This window comes from Cellulomonas oligotrophica, assembly GCF_013409875.1.
Taxonomy (GTDB): domain Bacteria; phylum Actinomycetota; class Actinomycetes; order Actinomycetales; family Cellulomonadaceae; genus Cellulomonas; species Cellulomonas oligotrophica.
In genome coordinates, this window is record NZ_JACCBK010000001.1 from 2,548,913 (window position 1) to 2,559,874 (window position 10,962).

A 10,962-nucleotide genomic window follows, 5' to 3' on the forward strand; every position below is an offset into this window, starting at 1 on the left:
GCCGGGGCCGCGGCACGATGGCACGGTGAGCACGCTGCGCTGGGACGACGTCGCCGACCTGTTCGACGCGCAGCTGGTGGGCTCGCTCCCCGACGGGTGGGTCGAGGGCGCGACCACGGTCGACGACTGGCAGAGGGTCCTCGACCTCGTCCTCACCGGGCCGTGGCGGTGGCAGGTGGACGGGAACGCGCTGCCGACCGCGGCGGAGCTCGCCGCGCGCCTCGACGAGCCCGGGTCGGAGAGGCCCCCGGTCCGGGTCGAGGTCACCCCCGAGGGCTGGGTGCTCCTGCGGTGCCTCAGCGTCGACTCGATCGACTTCGACCTGAACGTGAAGGCGTTCCAGGGGCAGGAGCGGCTGGACGCGCTGTGCGACTTCCTGCGGTCGGTCGGGCGCGCGATCGGCAGGTCCGTGTGGGTGGGGGCCGAGGGGTCGACCGCGGACAGGATGTACGGCTACGACGTCACGCTGGACTCGACGGTCCGTCGCGCAGAGCGCCCACCCTGGCGCTGAGTCGGGGAGGCCTGCTCGCACGCGCACGGAGATCTCGACCCCGCCGCGACGGCGACCCGGCCCTCACCCCTGACGGCTCCCGAGCACGTGGGCCCTGACAGGTCCAGCGTCTGCTGACGGGCTCGGCCCGCTGCGCCGACCCCGTCATCGGTCGCTCGGGGCGTGCCTGGGGCGACAGGGGATGACGGGATGGCTGGTGGTGGCGCGGGTGGGGGCGGTTGGATCGGGGCACGTGCAGGTCGGGGTGGGAGGAGTGCGGGTGCGGGGCGGAGCAGGCGGACGGGAGCGGGCGGCGCTCGTCGGGGGCGGGGTGGTGCTGCTCGGTGCGGGGTTCGGGCTCGGCACCCTCGGCGGGACCTGGTGGGACGTGGTCGGTGCGGTGCTGCGGGTGGCCGGGCTCCTCCTCGTGCTCGGCGTCGTCGTCGAGCGCTGGGTGCGTCCCGCGTCGCGCGACGACGAGCCGCTCGTGACCGTGCGCGTGACGCGGGTCGGCCCGACGCCGATCCAGACGCTCAAGGCTCTGCGCGAGCACGCACCGCGGGGGTGGTTCGTCCCGCCCGCGGAGCTCGTCGGCGCCCTCGTCCCGGTCTACGCGGCCGACCGCGCGACCCTCGACACCCGCCTGGCCCGCCTCGACGCCCGCATCGAGAACATCCCACCCGTACCCCCCACCACCCCCTGACCCCCACCCCGGCGCCGGGGTGGGGGTCAGGGATGGGGGAAGCCCTGGCGGGTCATGACGCCCCAGGTGGCGGGGCGGCGGCGCAGCGCGCGCCACAGGCCGACCGCGCGCCACCACGAGTGCATCGGCCGGTACCAGAACGGCTCCATCGCGGCGCTGACCGCCAGCACCAGGGTGTCCCGCCACGACGGGTAGCGGCGGAACACCGACTCCTCGACCAGCAGCGCGGCGAGCGACACCGCGACCGACAGCAGCACCGACGCGACGAAGAACGCCGCCACCGCCGCCGGCGGCACCCACCCGAGCGCCAGGCCCAGCACCGCGACGACCAGCCCGACGACCTCCAGCACCGGCCCCAGCAGCTCGAACAGCAGGAAGTACGGCATCGTCACCACGCCGAGCACGCCGTACCGGGGCCGCCCGAGCATGCCCCGGTGCTTGCCGAGCAGCTCACCGAGCCCCTGCGACCACCGGTGCCGCTGCCGGCGCAGCACCGCCAGCGACGTCGGCACCTCCGTCCAGCACACCGGCTCCGGCACGAACACCACCCGGTACGGCGTGCCGCGCCCCCGCAGCGCGTGGTGCGTCGCGACGACCAGGTCCGCGTCCTCCGCCAGGGAGTCCGGGTCCAGCCCGCCGATCTCCTCGACGACCTCGCGCCGGAACACCCCGAAGGCGCCCGAGATGATCATCAGCCCGTTCGCGGACGCCCACCCCGACCGGCCCACGAGGAACGCCCGCAGGTACTCCAGCACCTGCGTGCGCTCCAGCCACGTCCGCGGCGCCCGCAACGACGTGACCCGTCCCCGCTCGACCACGGCACCGTTCGACGGCAGGACCAGACCGCCCGCCGCCACCACCTCGTGGTCGTCGACGAACGGCTGCACCACGTGCAGCAGCGCGTCGGGCTCCAGCACCGAGTCCGCGTCGATCATGCAGACCAGCGGCTGCGTCGACCGACGGAACCCGGCGTTCACCGCGTCGGACCGGCGCCCCACCGACCGCTTGCGCACGAGCACCAGGTGCGGGTGCCGGGTCGAGCGGAACGTGCCCAGGGTCTCGCCCTCCTGCGCCACGTGCGACGTCACCGGCAGCTCGGCCGGCTCCATCGCGAAGCCGTCGAGCAGCAGCTCCGCCGTGCGATCGGCCGAGCCGTCGTCGACGACCACGACCTCCAGGCGCGGGTACCGCAGCGCCAGCAGCGACTCCACGGACGCCACGATGCCCGCCTCCTCGTCGTGCGCCGGCACCAGGACCGACACCCCCGGCGTCAGCGGGTTCGCGAACGTCATCGAGTGCGTCAGGTCGTGCGGCCACTGGGCCTCCTCGACCACGGCCGCCCCGGCCCGCGCGACGAGCAGCACGAGCAGCAGGTTGTGCACGGCGTAGTACACGGTGACGACGAGCACCAGGGTCGTCGCGACGGCCGACGCGACGTCCGTCACCCGGCACCCGCGCGCACCGTCGCCAGCGCCCGGTCCAGGCCCGCGGCCCGCGGGTCGCCCGCCGGGACCCGGGCGAGCGCCTGCTCCAGCACCGGCACGCTGCGGGGGTCGCCCAGGCGTCGCAGCGCGTCCGCGGCACGGTCGCGCACCTGCGCGTCGGGGGACGTGCGCAGCAGGTCCTCGACCTGCGCCCGCCCGTCGAGCAGCCCGAGCCACCCGACCACGTCGACGGCCATCGCCAGCACCGCCGGGTCCGACGAGCGCCACGCCGGGGCCAGCGCGGCCGCGCTCGTCGGCGCCGCGTGCACCACGGCCATCGCGACCGCGCTCGGCGACACCCGCGTCCGGCGCGACCCGACCGCGGCGACGAGCGCCGGCACCGCCGACGCGGCCCCGCACCCGCCGAGCGAGCCCACCGCCGCCGCCCGCACCCGCGGGTGCCGGTCCCGCAGCATCGCCACCACCGGCTCCGGGTCCGTGCCGCCCGTCGCCGCCAGGTACGCCTCGATCGCCCGCGCCCGGTGCGGCGCCCACGGCGAGCGCATGCGCCGCTGCGCGGCCTCCCGCACCCCCTGCTCCGTGAGCCACACGGCCAGGCGCTCGCGGTCGGAGCCGCGCAGCTTGTGGGTCAGGTCGGCGGCGGTGTCGGCCATCGCGGTGCGCAGGTGCCGCCGGCGGGGTGCGACGACGTCCTCGCCGTCCAGCACCTCCAGCAGCACGGGCAGGACGGCGGCCCGTGCGCGGCGGCGCCGGGCACCCAGCGCGTCACCGACCGTGCGGACGGTGAGCACGGCGACCAGCAGCACGACGACGGCGGCTGCCCCCACGGCCAGCAGGAGGAGCGCGACGTCGGTCACCGCGGGCTCACCCCCGCCGGGCGAGGACCGCGGCGACGCGGGCCGACAGCTCGCGCGTCGAGAACGGCTTCTGCACGTAGTCGTCGGCGCCGACGGCGAACGCCTGCTCCAGGTCGCCCTCCTGGGCCTTGGCGGTCAGCAGGATGACCCGCACGCCTGCCAGGGCGGGGTCCGCGCGCACGGCCTCGCACACCTCGATGCCGTTCATCCGCGGCATCATCCAGTCGAGCACGACCACGTCGGGGCGCACCTCGCGCACGGCGGCCAGCCCGGCCTGCCCGTCGTGCTCGACGCTCACCTCGTGGCCCGCGCCCCGCAGCTTGTGCGCGACGAGGGTCGCGATGTCCACGTCGTCCTCGACGACCACGATCGACGCCACGCCCACCCCCTGGTGTTGCCGCCTGCACCCCCATCGTGCATGTTGGGCGGGTCGGCGGCATGCCGGCACGCCACGGTGCGCGGGTGAGGTGGGGGCCCATGTCGGACACCGACGGGGTCGGCCCGTCCGCGCACGACGTCGCCGCGCGGGTGCCGGTCCTGCTCGGCCTGGCGTACCTGCTGGGCGTCGCGGCGGTGTGGCTGGCGTCGTTCGGGCAGAGCACGGCCGCGTGGTGGCCGGCGTCGGGGGCGGCCGTGCTGGCGGTCCTGGCGGCGTCACGACGGTGGGCATGGGCCGTGGGGCTCGCGATCGGCCTGGTCACCGCGGCGTCGAACCTCGTCGCGGGCCGCCCGCCGGACCTGTCGGCCGCGTTCGGGCTGACCGTGGCCGCGGAGTCCCTGCTCGTCGCGGCGCTCGTGCGCCGGCACGGGCGCTTCCGCATGGAGTCGGTCCGTGACGTCGGGGCGTTCCTCGGCGCGGCCGGGGCCGGTGCCCTCGTCGGGGGCGTCCTCGGCGGGCTCGCGGTCGCGCTCCTGGCCGGCGGCAGCTTCTGGGCGACGGCCCCGGCGGTGGTGGCCAGCCACGGGTCGGCGATCGTCACGATCGTGCCCCTGGCGGCGCCGGCGGTGCGGACCACGGCGGTCCGTGCCCGGCACGGCGTCGTCGCCCAGTGGGTCGCGCTCGTGGGCGTCGTGGGCCTGGTCTTCGGTCTGCCGAGCGCGCCGCCGCTGTCGTTCGCGGCCATGCCCGTGCTCGTCTGGGGGGCGCTGGTGCACTCCACCCGGGTCGTCGCGGTGCAGCTCGTCGGGGTCGCCGTGGCGGTCACGACGCTCACGGCGCTGGGCCTCGGGCCGTTCGCCGGCGCGGAGAACCTCACGGACCTCCAGCGCAACCTCGTCGCGCAGGGGTTCCTCGTGACGTACGCGGCGTCGATCCTGCTGCTGTCCGCCACCCGCAACGAGCAGCTCCTGGCCGTCGAGGAGCGCGCCGCCCGGCAGCAGCTCCTGCACGGAGGGATCCTCGACGCCCAGGTCGGTCTCGTCATCATGCAGGAGCGTGCCGGCGGCGAGCTGCGGGTGCTGCAGAGCAACGCGCGGGCCGTCGAGCTGCTCGGCGGCGCGATCCCCCAGGTCGACGACGTCGGTGCGCTCGACGCGCCGCCCCGGGTGCCGGACGACGGCGACGAGCACGTGCACGCGCTGCGCCGCGCCGTGCGCCAGGCCGCCCTCGCGCCCGACGGCGAGTCCTACAGCGACTACGCGACGTCCGGCCCGGACGACCGCCAGGTCGAGGTCATCGTCACCCGGCGGGTGCGGCCCAGCGGCGAGTGGCTCGTCACCGCCCAGCTCGTCGACGTCACCGAGCGGCACCGCGCCGACCTCGCCGTGCGCCGCGCGCTGAGCCACGAGCGGCGGGCCGCGGAACGTCTGCGCGCGGTCTCGCGGCAGAAGGACGACTTCGTCTCCGCCGTCAGCCACGAGCTGCGCACCCCCATCACGAGCATCATCGGCTTCGTCGAGCTCCTCGAGGACGAAGGGGACCTCGCGCCCGGGCAGCGTGAGCACCTCGCCGTCGTCGAGCGCAACGCCCGCCGGCTGTCCGTGCTGGTCGAGGACCTGCTGGCGCTCGGCTCGCGCGTGGACCGCACGCCCGTCGACGTCGACGTCGGCGCGCTCGTCCACCGGTGCGTCGAGGACCAGCTCCCGGCGGCGCAGGCGCGCGGCGTCGACCTGCGCACGGGCCGGACCGACCGGGTCCACGTGCGCTTCGTCGTCGAGGACCTCGAGCGCATCCTGGCGAACCTGCTGGGCAACGCGCTGAAGTTCACCCCGGCGGGCGGGCAGGTGCGCGTGCACGTGCGGGCGGACGAGCAGGACGTCCGCGTGCGGGTCGTCGACACCGGCACCGGGGTCGCGCCGGGCGAGCTCGCCCGCGTCTTCGACCGCTTCTACCGCAGCCCCGCCGCCGTCGAGGGATCGGTGCCGGGCGTCGGCCTGGGGCTGGCGCTGGTCCGCGAGCTGGCCGTGCGGAACCACGCCACCGTGCACCTGGACTCCGACGGCGTCAGCGGCACCACCGCCGAGCTCGTCGTGCCCCTGCGCGCCCGCCGCCGCTTCCCGGCGCCCGCGCCGGCCGGGGACGCGGTGGCGGGCGGGCCGGTGGCGGGCGGGCCGGTCGACGACGCGTCACCCGACGGCGACCCCGTCGTCGCCGACGCGTCGCCGGTCCTCGGCGCCGACGACGACGGGGTCGTCCGCCGGTGACGCCACGCCGGCTCAGGCCTGCGTGTCGATGAGGAAGCCGTCCTCCAGGGCGCCCGCCAGGTCGTCGAGGGAGACGCCCGCGTCGGAGAGCAGGTCGGCCAGCGTCGTCCCCGAGCGCAGCTGGTCGACGAGCGTCGACGCGTCCACCCCCACGAGGTCCGCGACCGACGCCAGGGCGTCCTCCTGCGACGACGTCAGCGAGGCCCCCCACACGCCCGACGAGCCCGCGGGCGGCGGACCGGCCGGCCCCGGCAGGCCCTCCGCGTCGACCAGCTGCTCCGTCATCTGCTCGATGCCGTCCAGCGCCCGGAGGTCCTCCGGTGCCGCGGCGACGAGCGCGTTCACCAGGTCCTCGCGCGCGACACCCTGCTCCTGCGCGAGGTCCGCCAGGCTCGACCCGTCCTCGAGGGCCTCCACGACCTCGTCCGTGCTCATCCCCAGCGCCTCGGCCGCGGCCTCCACGTGCTTCGGGACGCCCCGGGTGCCCGTCCCCTCCTCGCCCGACGACGGCGGCGGGGGCGGCGGTGCGGACGCGGTGCGGGTCTGCTGCGTGAGGGCCAGCAGGGCCGACGAGCCGCTGACTGCCGAGATGCTCATGACTGCTCCCTTCGTGCGCGGTCCGTCCGCCCACGTCCACGTCATCGGCCCGCACCGCGCCCGCCGGAGGGTGACGACGGTTCTGACAGGCAACCGACAGGTCGCGCACAGGAACAGGCCCCGAACCTGTGCGGCGTCCGTGCGACGCACCGTGACACCTTCGGGTGAACCAGGAGGAATCGGACGCCCCTGACCGTCATGCTGGACGGACGCGTCGACGCCCGACGCCCCGACCGGCGCCAGCAGGAGGTACGACGTGACCGTGCCCGACGGGCCCCCGCCGCCGCGCCCCCACAAGGACGGCTGGTCGCAGACCCCCGGCGACGCCTGGCAGCGCAGCGGCCGCACGCCCCGGGACGCGCCCGGCGCCGCACCCCGTCGCGACGACGTCGTCCGCGCCGGCGCGCCCGACCGCACCCGCGGCGCCGAGACCGGCCCGCCCGCCCCGTCCCCCGCCGCGTGGCGCCCCGAGGAGGAGTGGCTGCCCGACCCCCGCCCGGCCCCCGAGCGCGCCTGGACCCCCGAGCACGAGTGGACCCGCTTCACCGGCGACCTCGCCGCCGAGGACGCCCCCCGGGCCCGACCCCGCCGGCTCGTCGCCGCCCTCGTCGGCCTCACGGTCGCCGCGACGCTGCTCGCCGCCGCCGGTGCGGCCGTGCTCCTGGGCTGACCGGCACCCCCTGCCTACAGTGGCCCGGTGACCGAGCAGACGCCCGCCGACGGCACCGAGCGGCGCACCGAGGGCGAGGCGCGCGTCGTCGCAGCCCTCGACGCCACCGGCGTCGCGTACACCCGCACCCGCCACGGCCGCGTGGCCTCGCTCGCGGAGGCCGCCGCCGCCCGCGGCATCGCCCCCGCCGACCTGCTCAAGACCATCGTCGTGCGCCGCGGCGACGACGACTTCCTCCTCGTCCTGCTGCCCGGCGACCGCACGATCTCCTGGCCCCGCCTGCGCGCCCTCCTCGGCGTCAGTCGCATGTCCATGCCCGACGCGGCGACCGCGCTCGCGGTGACCGGGTTCGAGCGGGGCACGATCACCCCGTTCGGGACGACGCGGACGTGGCCGGTGGTGGTCGACGAGCGGGCCGTGGGCCGCACCGTGTCGATCGGCGGCGGCGGTCACGGCGTGGGCGTGACGCTCGCGGCGGACGACCTGGTGCGGGTGCTGGGCGCGACCGTCGCGGACGTCTCGGAGCCGCAGGCCTGACGCAGGCCTGACGCAGGCCTGACGCAGGCCTGACGCAGGCCTGACGCAGGCCGGCGCAGGGCCGCGCGCGGCGACGCTGTTGAATGGCGCCATGAGCGCCACCGTGCAGGCCAAGGGGGTCGCGGCCGGCTTCGGCGACCGCGAGCTGTTCTCGGGGCTGGACCTCGTCGTCGCCCCGGGGGACGTGATCGGGCTCGTCGGGCCGAACGGTGCGGGCAAGTCCACGCTGCTGCACGTGCTCGCGGGCCTGCGGGCGCCCGAGGCGGGCGTGGTGCAGGTCTCACCGCCCCACGCGCAGCTCGGGCTGCTCGCCCAGGAGGTCGACCGCGCGGACGCGTCGGTGCGGGCCTACCTGGAGCGCCGGACCGGCGTCGGGCCGGCGCAGGTGGCCATGGACGCGGCGGCCGAGCGGCTGGGCGCGGGGGAGCCGGGCGCCGACGAGGAGTTCGGCGACGCGCTCGAGCGGTGGATGGCGCTGGGCGGCGGCGACCTCGACGCGCGCACCGGCACCGTCCTGGCCGACCTGGGCCTCGACGTCGACCTCGAGCACCCGATGACGGCGCTGTCCGGCGGGCAGGCCGCCCGGGTCGGGCTCGCGGCGCTGCTGCTGTCCCGGTACGACCTGTACCTGCTCGACGAGCCGACCAACGACCTGGACCTGGACGGACTGGAGCGCCTCGAGGAGTTCGTGCACCGCGCGACCGCGCCGGTCGTGGTGGTCAGCCACGACCGGGAGTTCCTCTCGCGCACCGTGACGTCGGTCGTCGAGATCGACCGGTCGCTGCAGCGGGTGGCCGTGTACGGCGGCTCCTACGACGCGTACCTGGAGGAGCGTTCGACGGCGCGGCGCCAGGCGCGCGAGGCGTACGAGGACTACGCGGGCCGCCGCGACGCGCTGGAGCAGCGGGCGCGCCGCCAGCGCGCGTGGATGGCCAAGGGTGTGAAGAACGCGCGGCGCAAGGCGGGCGACAACGACAAGATCGGCCGCAAGTTCCGCGCGGACGCGTCCGAGAAGCAGGCCGCGAAGGCCCGGCAGACGGAGCGGCTGATCGAGCGTCTCGACGTGGTGGCCGAGCCCCGCAAGGAGTGGCAGCTGCGCATGACGATCGCGAGCGGACCCCGGTCGGGGGACGTCGTCGCAGCCGTCCGGGCGGCCGTCGTGCGCCGCGGGGCGTTCGTGCTCGGCCCGGTGGACGTGCAGCTCGACCGCACCGACCGGGTCGCGATCACGGGCCCGAACGGCGCCGGCAAGACGACGCTGCTGGGGCTGCTGCTGGGGCGGCTCGCCCCCGACGAGGGCCGCGTCGACCGCGGCTCCGGGGTGCTGGTCGGCGAGGTCGACCAGGCCCGTGCCGCCTTCGAGGGGGACGAGCCCCTGGGCACGGCGTTCGCCCGGCAGGTGCCGGACTGGACCACCGCGGACGTGCGCACGCTGCTGGCCAAGTTCGGCCTCGGCGGGCACCACGTCACCCGGCCCGCGGCGTCGTTGTCGCCCGGGGAGCGCACGCGGGCCGCGCTGGCGCTGCTCCAGGCCCGCGGCGTGAACCTCCTGGTGCTGGACGAGCCGACCAACCACCTCGACCTGCCGGCGATCGAGCAGCTCGAGCAGGCGCTGGAGGAGTTCGACGGCACGGTCCTGCTGGTCACGCACGACCGGCGGATGCTCGACACCGTCCGCCTGACGCGCCGCTGGCACGTCGAGGACGGCCGCGTCACGGAGATCACCCCGGACTGATCGTCGAGACCGGTGTCTGATTCTCTGATCCCGCGCTACGATCGGGATGTGCGCACCGTCACCGCCACCACGGCCTCCCGAGGGTTCTCCGAGCTCCTCGACGCCGTCGAGCGCGGCGAGGTCGTCTCGATCACGCGCGCGGGCGCCGTGGTCGCCGAGATCCGGCCCGCGGCACCCTCGACCGGCCGGCGCCTGCGGGAGGCGCTCGCGGGCGCCGGGCGCCTGGACGACGAGATGGCCGGCGACATCGCCGCGGCGCGCTCCCTGGCGGTCACCGACGAGAGGGACCCGTGGGGCGACGGCTGATCCTCGACACGAACACGCTGATCGAGATGGAGCGTGGCACGCTGCCCGACCCGCGGGCGCTCGACGACGACGACGTCGCCATCGCCGCGGTCACCGTCGCCGAGTTCCGCACCGGGATCGAGCTCGCGCGGACGGCGGAGCAGGCCGCCGGTCGCGCCCGCGCCCTGGCCGTCGTCCTGGACGTCACGACCGTCCTGGACTACACGGCCCGGACCGCTGCCGAGCACGCACGCCTCCTCGCCCACGTCCGGAGGCTCGGGGTGCCGCGCGGCGCGCACGACCTGATCATCGCGGCGCACGCGGCCGAGCACGGCCGGGCGGTCGTGACCCGGGACGCGCGGGCGCGGTTCGGCGATCTGCCCGGGGTCAGGACGGTGCAGATCGGCTGACCGTCGGACCGCGCGACGCCGACGGACGTTCGTCTGCCGGTCAAGCGGTGGTCAACCGGTGGTCGTGCGGACGGGGGACGGTGGGAACACCGGGGCGGTGGCGGTCGTTCCACGTGTCGATGTCCCAGCCAGCGGGTACGGTCGCTCCGGCCGTCGCAGGACCGGTCCGACGACGTACCGCAGACGACTTGACGAGGAGCACGAGCGCGCGCATGGCAGAGCTGACAGTGACGGGTACGGACGCCTTCGACGAGGTCGTCCACGCGATCCGCGTCGAGCAGCACGACGGCCGCGCGGTCGTCCGGCTGGTCGGCGAGATCGACGCGTCGCTGCGGGACGAGGCCAGCGCGTCGATGGGCATGGCCCTCATGAGCGGCGTCCCCGTGGTCGTCGACGCGACCGACGCGACGTTCATCGACTCCTCGGGCGTGGCGTTCGTCCTCCAGCTGCACCTGGCGGCCACCGAGGCGGAGGTGCCGCTGACGCTGCGCGACCCGCGCGGGGTGCTGCGCGACGTCCTGGAGATCATCGGGCTGTCCGGGGCGATCCCCGACGACGACGCCTGAGCGTCGCGGCCGGGGTGTCGGACG

At 76.2% G+C, this 10,962-nt stretch carries 13 protein-coding genes; 9 read left to right on the forward strand and 4 right to left on the reverse strand.

All coding sequences use genetic code 11. The features are described from left to right. The first annotated feature begins 25 nt into the window (after positions 1 to 25). Both BKA21_RS11565 and BKA21_RS11570 read left to right on the forward strand, forming a co-directional pair. Complete coding sequence (locus BKA21_RS11565; RefSeq protein WP_140459269.1) at positions 26 to 511, forward strand: hypothetical protein; 486 nt, start codon at positions 26 to 28, stop codon at positions 509 to 511. A 259-nt stretch (positions 512 to 770) separates the two neighbouring features. Continuing rightward, positions 771 to 1,193 (forward strand): hypothetical protein, encoded by a 423-nt coding sequence (locus BKA21_RS11570; protein ID WP_170209021.1) that lies wholly within the window; start codon positions 771 to 773, stop codon positions 1,191 to 1,193. Positions 1,194 to 1,219: 26 nt separating this feature from the next. Here the strand turns inward: BKA21_RS11570 and BKA21_RS11575 are convergent, their stop codons facing one another. The 3 genes from BKA21_RS11575 to BKA21_RS11585 are packed head-to-tail and all read right to left on the reverse strand — an operon-like array spanning position 1,220 to position 3,874. Further along, positions 1,220 to 2,638 carry a glycosyltransferase family 2 protein gene (locus tag BKA21_RS11575; RefSeq protein ID WP_140459270.1) on the reverse strand — a complete coding sequence of 473 codons (1,419 nt, stop codon included), beginning with the start codon at positions 2,636 to 2,638 and terminating at the stop codon, positions 1,220 to 1,222. Further along, a complete protein-coding gene (locus BKA21_RS19575) occupies positions 2,635 to 3,495 on the reverse strand; it encodes a HEAT repeat domain-containing protein (protein WP_140459271.1) in 861 nt (286 codons plus the stop codon). Before BKA21_RS19575 ends, BKA21_RS11575 begins: the two co-directional genes overlap by 4 nt. A gap of 7 nt (positions 3,496 to 3,502) precedes the next feature. After that, positions 3,503 to 3,874 (reverse strand): response regulator transcription factor, encoded by a 372-nt coding sequence (locus tag BKA21_RS11585; RefSeq protein WP_140459272.1) that lies wholly within the window; start codon positions 3,872 to 3,874, stop codon positions 3,503 to 3,505. Positions 3,875 to 3,972: 98 nt separating this feature from the next. On the opposite strand from BKA21_RS11585, the gene BKA21_RS11590 reads away from it, so the two are divergent. Then, positions 3,973 to 6,138, forward strand: coding sequence for a sensor histidine kinase (locus BKA21_RS11590; RefSeq protein WP_170209022.1), 2,166 nt, complete (start codon positions 3,973 to 3,975; stop codon positions 6,136 to 6,138). 12 nt (positions 6,139 to 6,150) lie between these two features. On the opposite strand, the gene BKA21_RS11595 is transcribed toward BKA21_RS11590, so the two are convergent. Then, positions 6,151 to 6,735, reverse strand: a complete 585-nt coding sequence (locus tag BKA21_RS11595) for a hypothetical protein (RefSeq protein ID WP_140459274.1) — start codon at positions 6,733 to 6,735, stop codon at positions 6,151 to 6,153. A 256-nt stretch (positions 6,736 to 6,991) separates the two neighbouring features. On the opposite strand from BKA21_RS11595, the gene BKA21_RS11600 reads away from it, so the two are divergent. From BKA21_RS11600 to BKA21_RS11625, 6 genes are all read left to right on the forward strand, one after another. Continuing rightward, complete coding sequence (locus BKA21_RS11600) at positions 6,992 to 7,405, forward strand: hypothetical protein (protein ID WP_140459275.1); 414 nt, start codon at positions 6,992 to 6,994, stop codon at positions 7,403 to 7,405. 27 nt (positions 7,406 to 7,432) lie between these two features. Continuing rightward, a complete protein-coding gene (locus tag BKA21_RS11605) occupies positions 7,433 to 7,942 on the forward strand; it encodes an aminoacyl-tRNA deacylase (protein ID WP_140459276.1) in 510 nt (169 codons plus the stop codon). A gap of 91 nt (positions 7,943 to 8,033) precedes the next feature. Next, positions 8,034 to 9,677 (forward strand): ABC-F family ATP-binding cassette domain-containing protein, encoded by a 1,644-nt coding sequence (locus tag BKA21_RS11610; RefSeq protein WP_140459277.1) that lies wholly within the window; start codon positions 8,034 to 8,036, stop codon positions 9,675 to 9,677. 48 nt (positions 9,678 to 9,725) lie between these two features. After that, positions 9,726 to 9,983, forward strand: a complete 258-nt coding sequence (locus tag BKA21_RS11615; protein ID WP_140459278.1) for a type II toxin-antitoxin system Phd/YefM family antitoxin — start codon at positions 9,726 to 9,728, stop codon at positions 9,981 to 9,983. After that, a complete protein-coding gene (locus tag BKA21_RS11620; protein WP_140459279.1) occupies positions 9,968 to 10,372 on the forward strand; it encodes a PIN domain-containing protein in 405 nt (134 codons plus the stop codon). The genes BKA21_RS11615 and BKA21_RS11620 overlap by 16 nt, the downstream gene beginning before the upstream one ends. Before the next feature lie 212 nt (positions 10,373 to 10,584). Next, positions 10,585 to 10,938: an STAS domain-containing protein gene (locus BKA21_RS11625; RefSeq protein ID WP_140459280.1), complete on the forward strand. Its 354-nt coding sequence runs from the start codon at positions 10,585 to 10,587 to the stop codon at positions 10,936 to 10,938. The last annotated feature ends 24 nt before the right edge of the window (positions 10,939 to 10,962 follow it).

Excerpts from the sequence above, each read along its gene's own strand:
- BKA21_RS11595 (WP_140459274.1), bottom strand. The coding sequence starts at position 6,735 with ATGAGCATCTCGGCAGTCAGCGGCTCGTCGGCCCTGCTGGCCCTCACG.
- BKA21_RS11625 (WP_140459280.1), top strand. The coding sequence starts at position 10,585 with ATGGCAGAGCTGACAGTGACGGGTACGGACGCCTTCGACGAGGTCGTC.
- BKA21_RS11610 (WP_140459277.1), top strand. The coding sequence starts at position 8,034 with ATGAGCGCCACCGTGCAGGCCAAGGGGGTCGCGGCCGGCTTCGGCGAC.
- BKA21_RS11590 (WP_170209022.1), top strand. The coding sequence starts at position 3,973 with ATGTCGGACACCGACGGGGTCGGCCCGTCCGCGCACGACGTCGCCGCG.